This is a genomic window from Vibrio sp. (assembly GCF_038138445.1).
In the GTDB taxonomy this organism is placed as follows: Bacteria; Pseudomonadota; Gammaproteobacteria; order Enterobacterales; family Vibrionaceae; genus Vibrio.
Genome location: NZ_JAYQDQ010000024.1, coordinates 1 through 17172 on the forward strand (window position 1 = coordinate 1; position 17172 = coordinate 17172).

A 17172-nucleotide genomic window follows, 5' to 3' on the forward strand; every position below is an offset into this window, starting at 1 on the left:
TGGGATCATTCAATTGATCTGCCGATTAATGTTTAACTGATCGGCATTAGAGCTAATCACTCTCTCTTCGATCTTAAATTCTATAAAAATACTCCGCTCATACCATATCATTCCATCGTGTAATAAGCGTGTAAATAACAAACCAATTCAGGTAACAAGCTTCAATGATCTAGTTTACGACCGAAGCTGGCGTTAGTTTGTCTTAATATAATGGGTGTCATATCCTCTGCAAACGAATGATGGCACCAACAATGAAACAATCACTAGGTTTTACTCTCATAGAGCTTATGATAGTTGTCGCTATCATAGGAGTTCTGTCATCATTTGCCATTCCAACCTACCAAAACTATACCAAGCGTGCTCACGCCAGTGAGATGTTAAGTTCCATGTCAGCCATGAAAATGGCAGTCGGTATTTGTATATCAACCATAGGCTCTCCTACAAACTGTATTTCAGGCCAAAATGGAATACCCTCGCAGCAAGTCTTTAATGGTTATTCTATAGAAGCTCTATCTAATGACGGTGATACCATTATAAAAGCTATCACTATAGGCTCAAAAGGCTCTCTACCCTCAGATTCGACAATATCCCTGACAAGCCAAGAGTCTAACAACGGTTTGGTTTGGAACCTTGACTGTGTTGGCACCGATAGTCAATATTGGTGTCCAGGGAGCTAAGAATGAGCCTACTTCCGAGATTACTTTGTAATGCCAATATTATTAATGAGCAGCAAGTTAGCTCTACACTTACTTCGATGACAGAAGAAAAGATTGATGTATGCTCAGCTCTGATACAGCTTGATAGTTTCACTCCCCAAATTCTGACTAACACTTTAAGCAAACTGTTTAACCTTCCTATTATCAACTTAGAAGAGTTTAATTATCAGTCATGTTGTGAACAGCTAGGAGTTAGTCATCTAACCCGCCAGCACTTAGCATTACCTCTCGAAGTACAAAATCACCAGTTGGTTGTAGCGGTAACAGATCCATCAAATTCGAGTACTGAACAAGAGTTTTATTTTTCTACTGGTTTGAAAATAAAGCGGGTGCTTAGCGATATTACTCAATTAAAACTGACCATTAATTCGCTGTATGGTGCAGATAAAGATAACCTCGCCTCTAACGCCCAAGATATGAGTCTTCATGAGCTGGATAATTTAATTATCAATGAGGTAAAGATAAAAGATGAAATGGATCAAGATGGATCACCTGTTAGCCACTACATTCATCAGGTTATCTTGCAAGCCGTTGGCAAAAAAGCTTCAGACATTCACTTCGAACCATATGAACACTGGTTTAGAATCCGATTTCGCTGCGACGGAATACTGATTGAAGTTCATCAACCACCTCATACAATTTGCAAAAGACTTATAGCAAGACTCAAAATTTTAGCGCAGCTAGATATTTCTGAACACCGTTTGCCTCAAGATGGTCGCTTTACTTTGGGCCTAACAAAATCAAATAATATCCATATCCGTGTTTCAACTCTACCCACCATGTGGGGTGAGAAGCTAGTATTAAGAATTTTAGATAACCAAGTCACTAGCTTAGATCTTAAAGTACTTGGTTACAGCACAATACAACGCCAATTGTATGAAAAAGCGCTCAAAAAACCTCAAGGCCTTATTCTTATCACAGGGCCAACAGGGAGCGGTAAAACCTTATCTTTATACAGCGGCCTATCTTTACTCAATAGTGAAAACCTCAATATTTCTGCCGCGGAAGATCCAATTGAAATAAGCTTATCAGGGATCAATCAGGTGCAGATCCAGCCGCAAATTGGGTTTGGCTTCGCTGAAGCTTTACGAGCCTTTCTCAGACAGGATCCTGATGTCATCATGCTAGGCGAAATACGAGATAAAGAAACCGCCGATATTGCAACTAAAGCCGCTCAAACTGGCCATCTAGTTCTGGCGACGTTACACACAAACTCAAGTACTGAGGCTATCGTGCGTCTCAAGAATATTGGCATAGAACCACATAATATCGCGGCTTCGCTTTGTCTAGTAATTGCCCAAAGATTACTCCGTCGTCTTTGTCCTTTATGTAAGTATCCTACGGCAAAGCCCGAGTGCTTACCTAAAATCGAGAACTCAATGATTTACCAGGCCAGTGCTAATGGGTGTAGTGCTTGCAATCATGGATACCTAGGACGAATAGGTATCTATGAAATGTTAATCATGAGTCCAGAATTGACCTATTCGATACTCAAAAACGACGCCCAACACCAGTTGGAGAAACTTGCTAAAAAACAAGGCATGAAAACGCTTTATCAACTGGGGCTAGAGAAAGTTCATCAAGGAATAACTAGCTATGCCGAACTGCAACGAGTGCTAGCTCGATAAGGATTGTATCCGTATGCCAGCACCTAAATTAAACGATTATTTTTGGCGTGGATTCGGTTCAAACAGCCAAAAATTGCAAGGGAAGACCCTCGCATTCAGCCAATCCCAAGTCCTTGAACACCTTAATGACAAAGGTATTGAGGTAAGTTTAGTTCTGAAGCGAAAACTGCCTTTTTACCGTCAAATTCGAGAGAGAGTCCATACAAAAGAGATCACCCTACTAACACGCCAATGGGCTAGTATGATCGACTCAGGATTACCCATTACCACTTCACTCAAACTTATTGCAAACAATCTAACAAGAGCAGGAATTAAGTCTCTCATATGGCTAATACGTCAAAAGCTCGAATCTGGGATATCAGTAACCCAAGCTCTTAAAGAATCCTCTAAGCATTTTGACTCCTTATATTTAGCGATTATTCATGCTGGTGAAAACTCAGGGCGGTTGGCAGAATCCTTACAACGTATCGCGGTTCACAGAGAAAAAAGCGAGTATATACGCTCAAAAGCTTTGGCAGCCAGTATATATCCTTGTTTGGTTTTTGGAACAGCATGGCTTGTAACTATACTTATGCTCACTCAAGTAATTCCCGAACTCGAACGCATGTTTACAAGCTATAACGCTCCCTTACCTTGGTTCACTCAACAAGTGATTCACCTATCTCAAGCGATGCTAGATTACGGGCTTTATATCACTGTTGGGTTTATCCTGCTTATCATATCGATTCGACTTGGATACAGATACTCAAATCATTGCCGAAGAAAGCTAGACAGCATAAAGCTGTGCATTCCCCTAATTGGAAAATTATACCGTTTGGCTTGTCTTAGCCAATTTATTAGAACGTTAGCAACTTGCTTTGATTCTGGTATTCCAATTACACCAAGTTTGCAAACAGCAGCCCAAACATTTGACAATACGTTTTACCAAACAGCAATAAGTAGAGTCACTAAGGAGGTGAATTCTGGTCTTGCCTTGCATCTAGCGATGCGAAAAAGTAACACCTTTGACGAATTTATGATGCAAATGGTCATGCTAGGTGAAGAGTCAGGGCGTCTTGCTGAAATGCTAAATCGAGTCGCAGATGAATATGAAAACGAGATTGAAAAGACTATCGACTATATGAGTCGGGCATTTGAGCCTATTATGATAGTAACTCTAGGTACAATTGTAGCAAGTTTGGTGATCGCTATGTACTTACCCATCTTTAACTTAGTCAACGTAATGAGCTAATATACTCACCTTAAATCACGCCTACTTCCTAAATCAGCTGAGTCATATATGGATCTGTTTTTTTATTACCCTTGGTTATTTCCAACCTTAGCTACTTTATTTGGCTTAATCATCGGAAGCTTCATTAATGTTGTCATTCACCGTTTGCCTAAGATCATGGAATATGAATGGCGAAAAGAATGCGCAGACTGCTTTCCAGAATACAAGATAGAACCTCCTTCTGGCAATTTTAACCTGAGCACCCCGGGCTCTCACTGTCCAAAGTGCCAAACACCAGTTCGTATCCGTGATAACATTCCATTGATTAGTTGGCTACTACTAAAAGGAAAATGCCATTCTTGCCAAGGCAAAATAAGCGTTCGTTATCCTTTGGTTGAACTATTGTCTGCTCTACTCAGTTTTACCATAGCGTACCAATTCGAGTTCAGTTATTTTTCTGTCGCTTTACTCTTTTTTACCTTTGTCCTCATTGCGGCAACCTTCATAGATTTGGATACTATGCTATTGCCAGATCAACTGACTCTGCCTTTGGTTTGGTCAGGTATAGCCCTGTCTCTTCTTGGTATAAGCCCAGTATCATTACAAGACTCTGTAATTGGAGCCATCACAGGTTACTTATGCTTGTGGTCTGTATATTGGGCTTTCAAACTTATCACAGGTAAAGAAGGCATGGGTTATGGTGATTTTAAGCTGCTATCAGCTTTAGGTGCTTGGCTAGGCTGGCAGTATTTGCCCATTATTGTCCTGCTCTCTTCTCTAGTTGGACTAATATTGGGACTTATTCAGCTAAGTTTGAAAAAGCAAGGTATAGATAAAGCTTTCCCTTTTGGCCCCTATCTTGCCATAGCAGGTTGGATTAGTGCTATCTGGGGGGAAAATATTGTAAATTGGTACTTCACTCAAATTATTGGAGTCTAAGATGCCTTTTGTTGTCGGGCTTACTGGGGGGATCTCTAGTGGAAAAACCACAGTGGCGAACCTATTCAATTCTCATTATGGTATCGAGGTTATCGACGCCGATATCATAGCGAGACAAGTCGTTGAAAAAGATTCCTTGGGGTTAGAAGCGATAAAATCTCGTTTTGGTTCTAATATCTTATTGAGTGACGGAACATTAAATCGAGCTAAACTAAGAAATAAGGTCTTCGCATGTGAAGAGGACAAAACGTGGCTCAATTCGCTACTTCACCCTATGATTAGGGAAAAAATGCAGTTAGATGTTGCTAATGCGTCGTCACAATATGTGCTGCTAGTAATTCCATTACTGGTCGAGAACAACTTACAAAGCTTGACCAACAGAGTCTTGGTAGTTGATGTTGATGAACAAACCCAGCTGCTTAGAACAATGGAAAGGGACAAGGTAGGACTTGAACAAGCTCAAGCTATCATTGCAGCTCAAGCAAGTCGTGGTGATAGGCTAAATGTTGCAGATGATGTAATAAAGAATGATGCAACAAACAAGGAACTTTTGCCTCAAATCACAGAATTACATAAAAAGTATCTAGAATTAAGTATGGAAAATCGGTCAGAATAAGGGAAGAATAATCGAAGGCTACATGGAATGACAACGCACTACTTTGAACATCCATTGAATGAGAAAACTCGCATATACTTGCGAGTGGAAGCCTTGCTCAATCAATTAAATATGTCATCCCAATTTAGCGATGATATGCAGCATTTATTATTCTTTCGCTCACTTTTTGACTTACTTGAAATTTTTGAACAAATACAACTCAAAAGCGAGTTAGCGAAAGATATCGAAAAACAGCGTCTCTCTTATCGTTCATGGCTACATGTTGAAGGTGTAGATCAAAAAATGCTCAACAACGTATTAGCTGAAGTTGACGATGTTCATAGCAAACTAATGGCGGCCGAACGCTTTGGCCAAAGCCTAAAAGAAGACCGTTTTCTCAGTACTATTAGACAAAGATTTAATTTGCCCGGAGGCTCATGTTGCTTCGATCTACCAGCGCTTCACCACTGGTTGCATCTACCTATCAAGAAGAAAATTGAAGACAGTCGTCTCTGGATAGAAAATCTACAACCTCTCACTGATGCCCTCAAGCTCTGGTTACGTCTAACACGTGAAACTGGACACCTCCAACAGCAAGAAGCACACTCTGGTTTTTATCAAAGTGATGCCGAGGATGCCAATATCCTTCGTCTAGAAATCCCAATGGAGTATGGGGTATATCCCATGATTTCAGGCCACAAGAATCGATTTGCAATCAAGTTTATCTTTTTTGCTTCAGGCCAGGCTTCCTGTGATAATATTGAATTCAAGTTAGCTGTATGTAGCTAAGATATGTATTTTCCTAGAGAAGCCAACTATGACCAAAGTATTTACTGTCGCTTGCCCGAAATGTGGCACAGATGTTAAATGGTGTGAAGCCAGCCCTCATCGCCCCTTCTGCAGTAAGCAATGCCAAATGATAGATTTTGGTGGATGGGCAGACGAAGAAAATTCAATTCCCGGCGCTCCTGACATGTCTGATGCTGATGGTTGGTCAGAAGAGCAGTATTAAATCAATTATTTCAGAACATAAAAAAGCGGAGGCCGATTGGCCTCCGCTAATACGATGAGAACGCTAGTTAAAGCATTACTTCTTAGCAAGCTTCTCTTTAATACGAGCAGACTTACCAGAGCGCTCACGTAGGTAGTACAACTTGGCACGACGTACTGCACCACGGCGCTTAACTTCAATGCTATCAACCATTGGAGAGTGAGTTTGGAACGTACGCTCTACACCTTCACCGTTCGAGATCTTACGTACAGTGAATGCAGAATGTAGACCACGGTTACGGATACCGATTACAACGCCTTCAAAAGCCTGTAAACGCTCACGTTCACCTTCTTTAACCTTAACTTGAACAACAACTGTGTCACCAGGTGCAAAGTTAGGTAGGTCTTTTTTCATTTGCTCTTCTTCAAGAGCCTTGATGATGTTACTCATTTTCAATATTCCTAGAATAAACTGATACTAAATTTAATAGGTTACTGCTTTTGATGTTCTTTTATGAACTCAGCCAGTAATTGTTCCTGTTCGTCAGTCAGAGCTAGGTTTTCCAGGAGCTCTGGTCTTCTTAGCCAAGTACGGCCTAGCGACTGTTTCTGTCGCCAGCGACGAATGTTCTTATGGTTACCAGATGTCAGTACTTGTGGTACTGGTTGGCCATCTAATACCTCAGGTCGCGTATAATGAGGGCAATCTAACAAACCATTGGCAAAAGAGTCTTCTTCTGCCGACGCAAAATCTCCCAATACTCCCGGTATAAACCGTGAAACAGAATCAATTAACGTCATGGCTGGTATTTCACCACCCGTCATCACAAAATCTCCTATTGACCATTCTTGATCAACTTCAGCTTGGATGACACGCTCATCTACCCCTTCATAGCGGCCACAAATCAGAAGTAAATTCTCATTTTTTGCCAGCTCTTCTACTCCTTTTTGGTCAAGTTTACGACCTTGAGGAGATAGGTAGATAACTTTCGTCTTGCCCGGTGAGGCTCTTCTAGCTGCATGGATAGCATCGCGCAAAGGCTGAACCATCATCAACATACCAGGGCCACCACCGTAAGGCCTATCATCGACGGTGCGATGTTTGTCATGAGTGAAATCTCTAGGATTCCATGACTCAACTGACAAAAGACCTTTTTTAACCGCTTGACCTGTTACTCCATAGTCAGTAACGCTGCGGAACATTTCTGGAAAAAGGCTAATTATGCCAACCCACATGTTTTCACCAATATAAACTTGGTTCAATTGCTCCGTTACTTGGAGTTAGAATCCAGGATCCCAGTCAACTTCGATCCGTTGAGCTTGGCGATCAATAAGTTTGATCACTTGCTCTTCAAGGAACGGAATTAGTCGTTCCTTTTGACCAAAAGCATCTTTTAGATTTGCTTTTACCACCAAAACATCATTGGATCCAGTTTCAAGCATGTCAGAGACTATACCTAAATCGTAACCTTTATCAGTTACTACCTGCATTCCAATTAGATCACGCCAGTAGAATTCATCCTCTGGCAATTCTGGCAATACGGCAGGGTCGATAGCAATTTCAAAGTTGGTCAACAACTGTGCATCTTCACGCACGTCTAGACCCTCAAGTTTTACCACCAAACCTTTGTTATGGCGCTTCCAACTTTCTACTTTTTGCTCAACCCACTCACCCTTTTGGTTTATAAACCATGGAGAGTAATCAAATATACTTTCAGTATTGTCTGTGTAGGAAAAAACCTTAAGCCAGCCACGAATGCCGTAAGAAGCACCAAGCTTACCTACTACAATCTTATCACTGCTCGTTGTTTCTTTACCTTTCATCGACATAAGCTAATTACTTCTTCTTAAATTAAGAATTAAGCCGCTTTTTGAGCGTCTTTTACTAGCTTAGCTACACGGTCAGATAGAGATGCGCCTTGACCAACCCAGTGGTTTACGCGATCTAGGTCTAGACGTAGACCTTCTTCTTGACCTTTAGCCGTTGGGTTAAAGAAACCCACTTTCTCAATGAAACGGCCAGTTGCAGCATTGCGGCTGTCCGCTACTACGATTTGATAAAATGGACGCTTCTTCGCGCCGTGACGTGCCAAACGAATGGTTACCATGTCGTCCTCTTTGCTTTCTCAAAAATAAAATTAACCCCAAGGACTGCTCATATGAAACAGTTTGGGGTCTCGTGCCAAAATAAAGCTCCGGAATTTTACTCTTATTCCGCAGTATTGCAAGGTATTTAGCTATTTTTTCACCAACCTACTGCCACTTTATCATTAGATAAAGCAGTAATAATTTTGTGAGCTAACTAACACCTTGAATTTTTAATGGGTTATCGACTATCGACCAAATGGATTGAAGCCACCTCCGCCCATGCCACCCATCATACCTTGCATGTTACGCATCATGCCTTTCATGCCGCCTTTTTGCATTTTCTTCATCATCTTCTGCATCTGAGTAAACTGCTTGAGTAGGCGGTTAACATCTTGAACTTGCGTTCCTGAACCAGCGGCAATGCGTTTTTTACGAGAACCCTTAATGAGTTCAGGACGTTGGCGTTCCTTCATTGTCATCGAGTTGATAATGGCTTCCATCTGTTTGAACATTTTATCATCAACTTTATCTTTTACATCCGTAGGCAACTGAGACATACCAGGCAGTTTGTCTAGCATTCCCATCATGCCACCCATATTCTGCATCTGTCCCAATTGCTCACGGAAATCTTCAAGATCGAAACCTTTCTTTTCTTTAAACTTTTTAGCCAGTTTTTCTGCTTTTTCGGTATCAACGTTGCGTTGTAGATCCTCAATCAGAGAAAGTACATCCCCCATGCCAAGAATGCGAGAGGCAACACGCTCTGGGTGAAATGGCTCTAGGGCATCCGTTTTCTCACCAACACCTAAAAACTTGATTGGTTTTCCCGTGATATGGCGCACTGATAATGCAGCGCCACCACGTGCATCACCATCTATCTTGGTCAAAACAACCCCTGTTAATGGTAAAGCATCGCCAAATGCTTTTGCAGTGTTCGCTGCATCTTGCCCTGTCATCGCATCAACAACAAACAATGTTTCAACAGGAGAAATTGCGGTATGAAGCTCCTGAATTTCAGCCATCATCTGTTCATCAACAGCTAAGCGGCCCGCCGTATCAACAAGTAGTACGTCATAAAACTTTTTCTTGGCGTGGTCTATCGCAGCACTAGCAATATCTAATGGTTTTTGGTCTGCTGAAGATGGGAAAAAATCAACACCTACATCTGATGCAAGTGTTTCTAACTGCTTGATCGCAGCCGGTCGATATACGTCAGCGGAAACAACCAGAACTTTCTTCTTATCTCGTTCTGTTAACAACTTGGACAGTTTACCTACAGAGGTCGTTTTACCCGCACCTTGTAAACCGGCCATCAAAATAACGGCTGGCGGCTGAGCGGCTAAGTTAAGTGCCTCATTAGATTCACCCATGACGGCTTCAAGTTCAGTTTGAACAATCTTAATGAATTCTTGCCCAGGCGTTAGAGATTTTGAAACCTCAACGCCAACCGCACCTTCTTTTACACGTTTTACAAAATCACGCACGACAGGAAGGGCAACGTCCGCCTCCAACAAAGCCATACGTACTTCACGCAATGTGTCTTTTATGTTGTCTTCGGTCAAGCGACCTTTACCACTGATATTCTTCAGGGTTTTGGATAATCGATCCGTTAAATTATCAAACATCTTAGTCTCTTTATCTGAGCGACCCTATATGCCACCGCCCGTTACTTGGCGACAAAATTATTCTGAGTATACCTTAGCCTGACACTGCTTTGCACTTCTGTAGTAACTTTTGATCTATCACAACACGCAAATCAGCTATATAAGTCATAGCCCAAGCTTTTGATGCAAGGTATAATTTATCAAAAATTCACCAGATAACAGAGAAGCATGGACAACATCATAGCCGTTGCTGCTGCAATACTCTATGTTTTAGCAATCGCAAGCATAGTTCCGGGCCTAGTACATCAGGTCGGCATTCGCACCAAAACAGTCTCAGCCAGTGCATTTTTAGCTCTGGCCTTTCATGCTTGGTTGTTGGGTGATCTTATCATTGAAGGCTCAGGGCAAAACCTCAGCATTCTCAATGTTGCCTCATTGATAAGTTTCATTATTTCTTTGGTATTAAGTCTGGCAATGCTAAAAACGCGTTTATGGTTTCTGCTTCCTGTCGTTTATTGTTTTGCAGCGATTAACCTATCTGCGGCAGCCTTCTTGCCCAGTACCTTCATTACTCACTTAGAACAAGACCCGAAACTGCTCATCCATATTTCCTTGGCACTGTTTTCATACTCAACTTTAACAATTGGCGCACTTTACGCTCTGCAACTGGCTTGGCTAGATCACAAACTCAAATCAAAAAAAGCATTAAGTATCAACCCAAATTTACCACCGCTACTTATGGTCGAAAGGCAACTGTTTAAGATTATCCTGATCGGCAATCTTCTACTCACAGGAACTCTATTAACAGGATTTATTTTTGTTGAGGATATGTTTGCTCAGGGCAAAGCACATAAAGGGATACTGTCGTGTGTCGCATGGATCGTATATTCGATTTTGCTGTGGGGCCACTACCAAAAAGGTTGGCGAGGTCGTAAGGTAACTTGGTTCGCTGTTGCTGGAGCTACATTATTAACTTTGGCTTATTTCGGTAGTCGATTCGTTCGCGAAATTATCCTTAACTAATTGATATTTAAAAGTGCACACAGTGCACCTTTCTTTTACAATGTTTTACTTATCACTTGGGATTGACTTCACGCTCAGCTTAGGTCATAAATTAACCAAACCTCAAAAGGAAACAATCAGCTTTGGACGACATATCAACGGGCGCATTATTTGCCCTACTCGCATGTCTTATCGTTATTTCAGGATATTTTTCAGGTTCAGAGACAGGCATGATGGCTTTGAACCGATACCGGCTCAAACACCTTGCCAATCATGGTCACAAAGGCGCTAAACGTGTAGAAAAACTACTGGCTCGCCCAGATCGCCTCATCGGATTAATTTTAATCGGTAACAACCTAGTTAACATCTTAGCTTCCGCTATCGCAACCATATTGGGTATGCGTTTGTACGGCGATATCGGCGTGGCTATAGCAACAGGTGCATTAACTATGGTGATTCTCGTTTTCGCTGAAGTTACGCCTAAAACTCTTGCTGCCCTCTACCCTGAACGAGTTTCCTATGCAAGCAGCATTCTGCTCACCATATTAATGAAGTTATTATCACCACTAGTCATGTTGGTTAATTTCATCACTAACGGCTTTATTCGACTTTTAGGGATCAGAGCCAAACATGGCGGCGATGACCATTTAAGCTCTGAAGAGCTGCGCACTGTGGTAAACGAAGCTGGAAGCCTCATTCCAAGGCGACACCAAGATATGTTGATTTCCATTCTCGACTTAGAGAATGTGACGGTTAACGACATAATGATTCCAAGAAATGAAATTACTGGCATCGACATAAATGATGATTGGAAGTCCATAGTAAGACAACTCACTCACTCTCCGCATGGCCGCGTTGTTCTATATCGAGATCAAATCGATGAAGTCGTCGGCATGCTAAGACTGCGTGAGTCTTATCGCCTAATGCTAGAGAAAAATGAGTTCAATAAAGAAACTTTGCTACGTGCCGCAGATGAAGTGTATTTCATTCCAGAGGGCACTCCGCTCAATATTCAATTGCTCAAGTTTCAGCGCAACAAAGAACGTATTGGCCTTATTGTTAACGAGTATGGCGATATAATTGGCATTATCACTCTTGAAGACATTTTAGAGGAGATTGTTGGTGAGTTCACAACTTCCATCACTCCAAGTCTATCTGATGAAATTACACCTCAAGGTGACGGTAGCTTTCTTATTGAAGGTAGTGCAAACATCCGAGATATCAATAAAGGGCTGATGTGGAAATTACCGACAGATGGTCCTAGAACATTAAATGGCTTAATACTGGAACACTTAGAAGATATACCAGAAAGTCATATCAGTGTTCAAGTTTCGGGGCATCCGATGGAGATCGTTGACTTAGAAGAAAACCGAATCAAATTGGTGAAAGTCTATCCATGTAAGGACAAGGATAAATAACGCTATATAAAAAGGCCTGGTTAACTACCAGGCCTTTTTAAACCCAAGCTCAGTTATTCTTCATTAATACTAAACAAACTCTCCATATTGAGCCCCTGCTTAATCAGAATTTCTCTTAGGCGACGCAAACCTTCAACCTGTATCTGGCGGACTCTTTCTCGAGTAAGGTTTATCTCACGTCCCACCTCTTCCAGAGTTGAAGGCTCGTAACCCAATAATCCAAAACGACGCGCTAGGACATCTTTTTGTTTTGGGTTCAACTCATCAAGCCAGTCAATCAATGAGGACTTGATGTCATCATCCTGAGTGGAAACTTCGGGGTCTGAATTGTTTACATCAGGAATGATATCAAGCAGTGCTTTCTCACCATCTCCGCCTATTGGGGTATCGACTGAACTGATGCGCTCATTAAGACGCAGCATTTTACTGACATCATCAACTGGTTTATCAAGTTGAAGCGCAATCTCCTCCGCTGTAGGCTCATGATCGAGCTTTTGAGATAACTCTCGAGCTGTACGTAAATAGATGTTAAGCTCTTTTACAACATGAATAGGTAAACGTATAGTCCGAGTTTGATTCATCAAAGCACGCTCAATAGTTTGTCTGATCCACCATGTCGCATAAGTTGAAAACCTAAAACCTCTCTCAGGATCAAACTTTTCAACCGCTCGGATCAAGCCAAGATTGCCTTCTTCAATAAGATCAAGTAACGCGAGACCACGGTTACTATATCGACGGGATATTTTCACCACCAAACGAAGATTACTTTCAATCATACGTTTGCGAGCCGCTTCGTCCCCTCTTAGAGCACGACGCGCATACAACACCTCTTCTTCAGCGGTGAGCAAAGGTGAAAAACCAATTTCTCCTAAATAAAGTTGGGTCGCATCTAAGCTTTTGGTGGATACATCAAAGTCCTCTTTGGTATCCTCTGCTTGGGCACTACCCGTGGTTGTGGAATCATCAGCTTGAATCGCTTCCATTTCTGCTTCAAGCTCAAACTCTTCGACTTTCGTTGCTGTGTTACTGATACTCATAGCCCCTCCCCCTGGCGATCTAGCGAAACATTTCTATTAATGCCGCTATAAATCTATAAAGTATTAGGGTAAGTAGCGTTTAGGATTCACTGACTTACCTTGGTAACGAATTTCAAAGTGTAGTCGAACACTGTTAGTTCCAGAACTGCCCATCGTTGCGATTTTCTGGCCTGCTGTTACACTTTGTCCTTCGTGCACGAGCAACCGTTCATTATGCGCATAAGCACTAAGATAGTTATCGTTGTGTTTGATAATCACAAGATTCCCGTAACCTTTAAGTGCATTACCCGAATATACAACGGTTCCATTAGCTGTCGACGATATTGGCTGACCTCGCTGTCCTGCAATGTCTATACCTTTGTTTCCTTGGTCTCCAGCTGAGAAATTTTTAATTATCCTCCCTTTGGCTGGCCATAACCACTTAGAAATTTTCTCACTATTTGGATTCGCATAACTGACGGGTTTGTTAACATTTGTTTTACTTTTAGCTCCAACATACTCCTTTGCAGAGGATTGATCAACCTTGTTCACAGTGGCTTTTGCGGGAGATATGGACTGATTGCTAGCCTTCTTATTGCTAACTACTTGATTAGATTCTTTACTTGAGCTTGAATTAATCGCAGATGTCGATGCTACTACAACTGGTGCTGATGCGACTACAGCCCCCGCCCCACCGTAAGCTGGGGTTTTATATGCAGGCTGCCAAAGCTTTAATTTTTGACCGGGATAAATGGTATAAGGCTTTTTTAAATCATTGTAACGAATAATATCATTTACATTCTTATCCGTGACATATGCAATAAAATACAAGGTGTCACCTTTCTCCACTTGATAATAACTTCCTCTATAACTACCACGAGAAATGCTTGTGTAATCTTTGTTTAACCCTGAAACGGGGGCTGGAAAATTAGCGCTGCATCCAATAAGTATTGCGCTTATAAGTGGAATAACAAAAATAATGGACTCAGTCTTGCGCATCATAGTTAAGCAAGTTCACCTGCTATAAGAGGCACAAAGCGAACATTTTCTACAATTTCTGAAGGGTAATGGTTTCCACAGCGCGTAATTTTAAGCAAACGCTGCTCTTCTTCACCCACAGGAATAACTAAAACACCGTCTTCGTCCAATTGTTCGAGTAATATTGGTGGAACTGATGCAGCAGCAGCGGTAACTATAATGGCATTAAAGGGGCCTTTGGCAGGCCAGCCTTGCCAACCATCACCATGCTTTGTCGACACGTTATAAATATCCAAATATTTAAGTCGACGTTTCGCTTCCCACTGTAACAACTTTATCCGCTCTATAGAGTAAACATGTTTTACCAAGTGAGCTAAGACTGCTGTCTGATAACCCGAACCTGTACCCACTTCTAAAACTTTACTCTCCGGCGTCAATTCCAATAACTCAGTCATCTTTGCGACCATATAGGGCTGCGAGATGCTTTGTCCCTGACCAATCGGTAATGCATTATTATCATAGGCTTGATGCTGCATTGCTTGAGATACAAATTGCTCGCGAGGAATCGAATGTATTGCATTGATTACCAGTTTATCTTGGATGCCACTCGCCATTAGAAAGTCAATTAACCTATCAGCCTTGGGGTTTGTCATTGATATTTTTCCTGTAGCCAGCTGTTCATCGTAGATAGTGACTCATGTGCAGTTAGATCTACCTGAATTGGCGTTACTGAAACAAACCCTTGCTCAATAGCATAAAAATCCGTTCCTTCTCCCGCATCTTGCTCTTTGCCAGGAGGACCTAGCCAATATATATCACATCCCCTCGGGTCTTGCTGTTTCAGCATAGGTTCAGCATGATGACGGGCGCCCAAACGAGTTGAGCAGATCCCTTTTAGCTCATTCAATGATAAATCAGGAACATTCACGTTGAGAAGTTTGTTGGTTGGAATTGGAGCATTGAGATGTTGTTCGACCATTTGTTTTGCCACATGGGCCGCGGTTTGAAAGTTCACCTTGCCAGCCAAAGAAAATGCTATCGACTGAACTCCTAGAAAATGCCCTTCCATCGCAGCTGCTACCGTACCTGAATACAGCACATCATCACCCAAATTGGCACCATGATTAATACCAGATAAGACCAAATCAGGAAGTTCATCCTTCATTAATTCATTTAGCGCGAAATGGACACAGTCAGTGGGTGTTCCCTGGACTGAATATATACGCTCAGATAAAGCCTTAACTCTTAAGGGCTGCTCCAAGGTTAGCGAGTTTGATGCCCCTGAACGATTTCTATCGGGAGCAACGATAGTCACTTGCGCTAAACTACTTAGCACGTCAGCCATGGCGTGTATACCCTCAGCATGCACTCCATCATCGTTACTGAGCAATATTTTCAAAGCTTTATCAGTCATTGGTAATTGCGCTCCACTTGTATTTCTTGGATCAGCTCTCGAATCAGCGCCGTCGCAAAGCAACCAGCCTCTAGAGAAAAGTCTAACTTAACTGAGTCACTATCTATACTCCACGCTAAATTTTTTGGTTTAAGGACTATGCTTCGCCTCTCATGCCGCATTCGGTTGCCTCGAATTAACGCCATCAAATCAGGTTCAGCATCTAGCTGAGGCTGCTCGATTAAGAGAGCATCAGATACAGTAGGTAAATCATTATCACCCGCCATCGCCGCAGTAATAGCCACACTCCCTTTGCTGATGCTTTCATTTAATGCGACCAGTTTTTGTGTTTCAGCTAAAATGATACCTTCATCTGTCAGAAGGCAGTCCCCCACAATCGCTTGGTAAAACAAGTCCTGTTCGATGCGTTTTGAGACAATTGTGTTAAAAATCCATGAGCGAGCAGCAGAGAGATAAAGACTGCGTTTATTCTGATTACGAGTACGAACATTTTCCCTTCCCCAACGTCTAGCCTCATCAAGATTGTTACCCTGATTCCCAAAACGCTGACTACCAAAATAATTAGGTACACCATGCAAACTAATCGCTTGCAAGCGACGAGTGACATCTTCAACATCACTGACTTCAGTCAGTGTGATACTAAAATGGTTTCCGACTAAATCACCAGGCCTAAGCTTCTTATTGTGACGCCTAGTTTCAATCACTTCTATACTAGGATGCTTGGTAAGAAAAGTACGCAAGTCTGGCTCTCCTCCCTTGGGCAAGTGTACACTAAGCCATTGCTCCGTAATGGCATGGCGATCTTTTAATCCAGCCCAACTGACATCTTTTGACTTAACTCCACAAGCTTTAGCTAACTCATTCGCGACAAAGCTTGTATTTTCCCCTGTTTTTCGAATTCGAACCATAAGGTGTTCACCTTCACCGGAGAAATCAAAGCCCAAATCTTCACTTACCTGAAAGTGCTCTGGCTCAACTTTTAATTTTCCGGTTGAATTGGGGCGGCCATTTAAATAGGCCAAAGAAGACAAAATATCGATCATACCATTACCATTGCATAAACCCGTGAGCTTTCCTCAGGGCAGAATCATTCGTTATTTCTTTACAAGTACGACAACAGCTTCAGTTGCAATACCTTCTTTACGTCCAGTAAACCCAAGACGCTCAGTTGTTGTGGCTTTCACGTTCACATTGCCAATGTCGGTTTCAAGATCTTCTGCGATAGCTTGACACATAGCTTCAATATGGGGTGCCATTTTAGGAGCCTGCGCAATAATGGTTACATCAGCATTACCCAGTACGTATCCCATTTGCTTAACTTTCTTATAAACATCACGAAGTAGCCCTCGACTATCTGCGCCTTTCCATTTGTCGTCAGTGTCTGGGAAATGTCGGCCAATATCACCTGCCGCTATAGCGCCAAGTAACGCATCACTTAGAGCGTGCAAAGCAACATCACCATCCGAGTGAGCTAACAAACCGTACTCATATGGAACAGCGACACCACCAATGATAACTGGACCATCACCGCCAAATTTGTGCACATCAAAACCATGGCCAATTCGAATCATAAG

The 17172-nt window shown here is 42.0% G+C and carries 20 protein-coding genes; 9 read left to right on the forward strand and 11 right to left on the reverse strand.

The annotated features are described in order from the left end of the window. Positions 1 to 251: 251 nt before the first annotated feature. From AAFM34_RS08615 to yacG, 7 genes are read left to right on the forward strand one after another with little or no spacing between them, the layout of a single operon-like run. A complete protein-coding gene (locus tag AAFM34_RS08615; protein WP_341661921.1) occupies positions 252 to 677 on the forward strand; it encodes a prepilin-type N-terminal cleavage/methylation domain-containing protein in 426 nt (141 codons plus the stop codon). A gap of 2 nt (positions 678 to 679) precedes the next feature. After that, positions 680 to 2344 (forward strand): ATPase, T2SS/T4P/T4SS family, encoded by a 1665-nt coding sequence (locus tag AAFM34_RS08620; RefSeq protein WP_341661923.1) that lies wholly within the window; start codon positions 680 to 682, stop codon positions 2342 to 2344. 13 nt (positions 2345 to 2357) lie between these two features. Beyond that, positions 2358 to 3575, forward strand: coding sequence for a type II secretion system F family protein (locus AAFM34_RS08625; RefSeq protein WP_341661925.1), 1218 nt, complete (start codon positions 2358 to 2360; stop codon positions 3573 to 3575). A gap of 48 nt (positions 3576 to 3623) precedes the next feature. Further along, positions 3624 to 4493 carry an A24 family peptidase gene (locus tag AAFM34_RS08630; protein ID WP_341661928.1) on the forward strand — a complete coding sequence of 290 codons (870 nt, stop codon included), beginning with the start codon at positions 3624 to 3626 and terminating at the stop codon, positions 4491 to 4493. Between the two features lies 1 nt (position 4494). Further along, complete coding sequence (gene coaE / locus AAFM34_RS08635) at positions 4495 to 5109, forward strand: dephospho-CoA kinase (protein ID WP_341661930.1); 615 nt, start codon at positions 4495 to 4497, stop codon at positions 5107 to 5109. 27 nt (positions 5110 to 5136) lie between these two features. Continuing rightward, positions 5137 to 5877 carry a cell division protein ZapD gene (gene zapD, locus AAFM34_RS08640; RefSeq protein WP_341661932.1) on the forward strand — a complete coding sequence of 247 codons (741 nt, stop codon included), beginning with the start codon at positions 5137 to 5139 and terminating at the stop codon, positions 5875 to 5877. 28 nt (positions 5878 to 5905) lie between these two features. Then, the gene (yacG, locus tag AAFM34_RS08645) at positions 5906 to 6100 is read left to right on the forward strand and encodes a DNA gyrase inhibitor YacG (RefSeq protein WP_341661934.1); all 195 of its coding nucleotides are present in this window, start codon (positions 5906 to 5908) and stop codon (positions 6098 to 6100) included. Positions 6101 to 6175: 75 nt separating this feature from the next. Here the strand turns inward: yacG and rplS are convergent, their stop codons facing one another. The 5 genes from rplS to ffh form a co-directional block, all read right to left on the reverse strand. Then, positions 6176 to 6529, reverse strand: a complete 354-nt coding sequence (gene rplS, locus AAFM34_RS08650; RefSeq protein WP_009602110.1) for a 50S ribosomal protein L19 — start codon at positions 6527 to 6529, stop codon at positions 6176 to 6178. 41 nt (positions 6530 to 6570) lie between these two features. After that, the gene (gene trmD, locus AAFM34_RS08655) at positions 6571 to 7314 is read right to left on the reverse strand and encodes a tRNA (guanosine(37)-N1)-methyltransferase TrmD (RefSeq protein WP_341661939.1); all 744 of its coding nucleotides are present in this window, start codon (positions 7312 to 7314) and stop codon (positions 6571 to 6573) included. Positions 7315 to 7359: 45 nt separating this feature from the next. Beyond that, positions 7360 to 7908, reverse strand: a complete 549-nt coding sequence (gene rimM / locus AAFM34_RS08660) for a ribosome maturation factor RimM (RefSeq protein WP_341661941.1) — start codon at positions 7906 to 7908, stop codon at positions 7360 to 7362. Between the two features lie 29 nt (positions 7909 to 7937). Continuing rightward, positions 7938 to 8186 carry a 30S ribosomal protein S16 gene (gene rpsP, locus AAFM34_RS08665; RefSeq protein WP_005438039.1) on the reverse strand — a complete coding sequence of 83 codons (249 nt, stop codon included), beginning with the start codon at positions 8184 to 8186 and terminating at the stop codon, positions 7938 to 7940. A 225-nt stretch (positions 8187 to 8411) separates the two neighbouring features. Continuing rightward, positions 8412 to 9791 (reverse strand): signal recognition particle protein, encoded by a 1380-nt coding sequence (ffh, locus tag AAFM34_RS08670; protein WP_341661951.1) that lies wholly within the window; start codon positions 9789 to 9791, stop codon positions 8412 to 8414. A 207-nt stretch (positions 9792 to 9998) separates the two neighbouring features. On the opposite strand from ffh, the gene AAFM34_RS08675 reads away from it, so the two are divergent. After that, a complete protein-coding gene (locus AAFM34_RS08675; RefSeq protein ID WP_341661953.1) occupies positions 9999 to 10793 on the forward strand; it encodes an inner membrane protein YpjD in 795 nt (264 codons plus the stop codon). 122 nt (positions 10794 to 10915) lie between these two features. Beyond that, positions 10916 to 12190 carry a CNNM domain-containing protein gene (locus tag AAFM34_RS08680; RefSeq protein WP_341661955.1) on the forward strand — a complete coding sequence of 425 codons (1275 nt, stop codon included), beginning with the start codon at positions 10916 to 10918 and terminating at the stop codon, positions 12188 to 12190. Positions 12191 to 12243: 53 nt separating this feature from the next. Here AAFM34_RS08680 and rpoS read toward each other — a convergent pair whose 3' ends face one another. From rpoS to ispF, 6 genes are all read right to left on the reverse strand, one after another. After that, complete coding sequence (gene rpoS / locus AAFM34_RS08685; protein ID WP_341661957.1) at positions 12244 to 13227, reverse strand: RNA polymerase sigma factor RpoS; 984 nt, start codon at positions 13225 to 13227, stop codon at positions 12244 to 12246. 63 nt (positions 13228 to 13290) lie between these two features. Then, a complete protein-coding gene (locus AAFM34_RS08690; protein ID WP_341661960.1) occupies positions 13291 to 14208 on the reverse strand; it encodes a peptidoglycan DD-metalloendopeptidase family protein in 918 nt (305 codons plus the stop codon). A 2-nt stretch (positions 14209 to 14210) separates the two neighbouring features. After that, positions 14211 to 14837 (reverse strand): protein-L-isoaspartate(D-aspartate) O-methyltransferase, encoded by a 627-nt coding sequence (locus AAFM34_RS08695; protein WP_341661962.1) that lies wholly within the window; start codon positions 14835 to 14837, stop codon positions 14211 to 14213. Next, positions 14834 to 15598: a 5'/3'-nucleotidase SurE gene (surE, locus tag AAFM34_RS08700; RefSeq protein ID WP_341661964.1), complete on the reverse strand. Its 765-nt coding sequence runs from the start codon at positions 15596 to 15598 to the stop codon at positions 14834 to 14836. The genes AAFM34_RS08695 and surE overlap by 4 nt, the downstream gene beginning before the upstream one ends. Then, positions 15595 to 16641, reverse strand: a complete 1047-nt coding sequence (gene truD, locus AAFM34_RS08705; RefSeq protein WP_341661966.1) for a tRNA pseudouridine(13) synthase TruD — start codon at positions 16639 to 16641, stop codon at positions 15595 to 15597. The genes surE and truD overlap by 4 nt, the downstream gene beginning before the upstream one ends. Before the next feature lie 51 nt (positions 16642 to 16692). Continuing rightward, positions 16693 to 17169 carry a 2-C-methyl-D-erythritol 2,4-cyclodiphosphate synthase gene (ispF, locus tag AAFM34_RS08710; protein ID WP_341661968.1) on the reverse strand — a complete coding sequence of 159 codons (477 nt, stop codon included), beginning with the start codon at positions 17167 to 17169 and terminating at the stop codon, positions 16693 to 16695. Positions 17170 to 17172 lie beyond the last annotated feature (3 nt).

What these genes read in the sequence shown, in the direction of transcription:
- rimM (WP_341661941.1), bottom strand. Translation starts at nt 7,908, where the DNA reads ATGTCGATGAAAGGTAAAGAAACAACGAGCAGTGATAAGATTGTAGTA.
- rplS (WP_009602110.1), bottom strand. Translation starts at nt 6,529, where the DNA reads ATGAGTAACATCATCAAGGCTCTTGAAGAAGAGCAAATGAAAAAAGAC.
- rpoS (WP_341661957.1), bottom strand. Translation starts at nt 13,227, where the DNA reads ATGAGTATCAGTAACACAGCAACGAAAGTCGAAGAGTTTGAGCTTGAA.
- surE (WP_341661964.1), bottom strand. Translation starts at nt 15,598, where the DNA reads ATGACTGATAAAGCTTTGAAAATATTGCTCAGTAACGATGATGGAGTG.
- AAFM34_RS08630 (WP_341661928.1), top strand. Translation starts at nt 3,624, where the DNA reads ATGGATCTGTTTTTTTATTACCCTTGGTTATTTCCAACCTTAGCTACT.
- coaE (WP_341661930.1), top strand. Translation starts at nt 4,495, where the DNA reads ATGCCTTTTGTTGTCGGGCTTACTGGGGGGATCTCTAGTGGAAAAACC.
- ispF (WP_341661968.1), bottom strand. Translation starts at nt 17,169, where the DNA reads ATGATTCGAATTGGCCATGGTTTTGATGTGCACAAATTTGGCGGTGAT.
- AAFM34_RS08620 (WP_341661923.1), top strand. Translation starts at nt 680, where the DNA reads ATGAGCCTACTTCCGAGATTACTTTGTAATGCCAATATTATTAATGAG.
- truD (WP_341661966.1), bottom strand. Translation starts at nt 16,641, where the DNA reads ATGATCGATATTTTGTCTTCTTTGGCCTATTTAAATGGCCGCCCCAAT.
- AAFM34_RS08625 (WP_341661925.1), top strand. Translation starts at nt 2,358, where the DNA reads ATGCCAGCACCTAAATTAAACGATTATTTTTGGCGTGGATTCGGTTCA.
- rpsP (WP_005438039.1), bottom strand. Translation starts at nt 8,186, where the DNA reads ATGGTAACCATTCGTTTGGCACGTCACGGCGCGAAGAAGCGTCCATTT.
- yacG (WP_341661934.1), top strand. Translation starts at nt 5,906, where the DNA reads ATGACCAAAGTATTTACTGTCGCTTGCCCGAAATGTGGCACAGATGTT.
- AAFM34_RS08615 (WP_341661921.1), top strand. Translation starts at nt 252, where the DNA reads ATGAAACAATCACTAGGTTTTACTCTCATAGAGCTTATGATAGTTGTC.
- AAFM34_RS08690 (WP_341661960.1), bottom strand. Translation starts at nt 14,208, where the DNA reads ATGATGCGCAAGACTGAGTCCATTATTTTTGTTATTCCACTTATAAGC.
- trmD (WP_341661939.1), bottom strand. Translation starts at nt 7,314, where the DNA reads ATGTGGGTTGGCATAATTAGCCTTTTTCCAGAAATGTTCCGCAGCGTT.
- AAFM34_RS08675 (WP_341661953.1), top strand. Translation starts at nt 9,999, where the DNA reads ATGGACAACATCATAGCCGTTGCTGCTGCAATACTCTATGTTTTAGCA.
- zapD (WP_341661932.1), top strand. Translation starts at nt 5,137, where the DNA reads ATGACAACGCACTACTTTGAACATCCATTGAATGAGAAAACTCGCATA.
- AAFM34_RS08695 (WP_341661962.1), bottom strand. Translation starts at nt 14,837, where the DNA reads ATGACAAACCCCAAGGCTGATAGGTTAATTGACTTTCTAATGGCGAGT.
- ffh (WP_341661951.1), bottom strand. Translation starts at nt 9,791, where the DNA reads ATGTTTGATAATTTAACGGATCGATTATCCAAAACCCTGAAGAATATC.